Consider the following 1206-nt stretch of genomic DNA (forward strand, 5'->3'; position numbering starts at 1 on the left):
CGGGCTCCGGTCGCGGTTGGATGAAAGTTCCGTGGCAGGTCAGGATGGCTCCAAGACCCCACGCGTATCAGTCCGATTTGCGTATACTCGGGCGGGACAGGCGAAAGTCTCCAAAAAATGTCCGATTAGACTTGTGGAATCATTTTTCGGACGTTACCGATTTATCGGACAGCCTATTAGGACGAAAGGGAACGATCATGGGCGAGTTGATCGGGTATGCGCGGGTTTCATCGGTCGGGCAGAAGCTGGATGTGCAGGTTGCCGCGTTGCGGGCTGCGGGCGTCAGCGACGAACACCTCTACAGCGAGAAGGCGACTGGCACCCGGCGCGACGGCAGACAGGCGCTGGACGATCTGCTGACGCGCGGCATTCGCAAAGGGGATACGCTTGTTGTCACTCGCCTCGATCGGCTGGCACGGTCCACCCGCGACCTGCACAACATCGCCCACACGCTCACGACAAAGGGTGTCGGGCTGCGGGTGCTGGAACAGGCGATTGATACCACGACGCCGGAAGGACGCATGTTCTTCACGATGCTTTCTGCCGTCGCGGAGTTCGAGACGGAAATCCGCAAGGCCCGGCAACGGGAAGGGATAGACGCGGCGCTGGCCAAAGGACCGGACTCCCCGTTCAAGGGCAGGCCCGCGACCATTGACGGGGAAAAGGTTAACACAATGCACGCCAAGGGAATGACCCCCACGGCAATTGCGCAAGCGCTTGGGGTAGCGCGTTCAAGTGTTTACCGATACCTTGGAGATGCGTCCTGATTCATGAGGCAATGAGTTTTGCGTCACTTGTCTCCTCATGGTGATCCTCCGAAACTTCAGCTTCAAGCTGCGCAGAGCGGCAAATAGATCACTAGTGCGCCAAAGAAAGACAAACAGGCCTCTTTGAGGCGCTCAAACTGAGAACTCTATGCAAGCAGATATCGACAGGCGATTCCGACCACGAGCACGACTACTTCAGCACTTGGGTGACCAGTTGATCGGGACCCCGAGGCTTGCAGTCTTCGAGCTGGTAAAGAACGCCTACGACGCGGATGCTTCAAAAGTTGAAGTGGAAATAGCCGGGATTGGCACCGAGACCCCCACGATCCGCGTAACGGATGACGGGACCGGCATGTCGCTTGAAACGGTGCGAGACATTTGGCTTGTGATAGCCCATTGACCTGCCACGGAACTTTCATCCAACCGCGACCGGAGCCCG

The 1206-nt window shown here is 58.0% G+C and carries 2 protein-coding genes; both read left to right on the plus strand.

Features of this window, described 5'->3' with window-relative positions; genetic code table 11:
• The first annotated feature begins 197 nt into the window (after positions 1 to 197).
• On the plus strand, positions 198 to 767 hold the full coding sequence (locus PVW49_RS23685) for a recombinase family protein (RefSeq protein ID WP_274591803.1): 570 nt from the start codon (positions 198 to 200) through the stop codon (positions 765 to 767).
• Between the two features lie 148 nt (positions 768 to 915).
• Positions 916 to 1167: an ATP-binding protein gene (locus PVW49_RS23835; RefSeq protein ID WP_350135244.1), complete on the plus strand. Its 252-nt coding sequence runs from the start codon at positions 916 to 918 to the stop codon at positions 1165 to 1167.
• Positions 1168 to 1206: the final 39 nt, after the last annotated feature.

The sequence above is a fragment of the Marinovum sp. PR37 genome (genome assembly GCF_028807375.1).
Taxonomy (GTDB): Bacteria; Pseudomonadota; Alphaproteobacteria; order Rhodobacterales; family Rhodobacteraceae; genus Marinovum; species Marinovum algicola.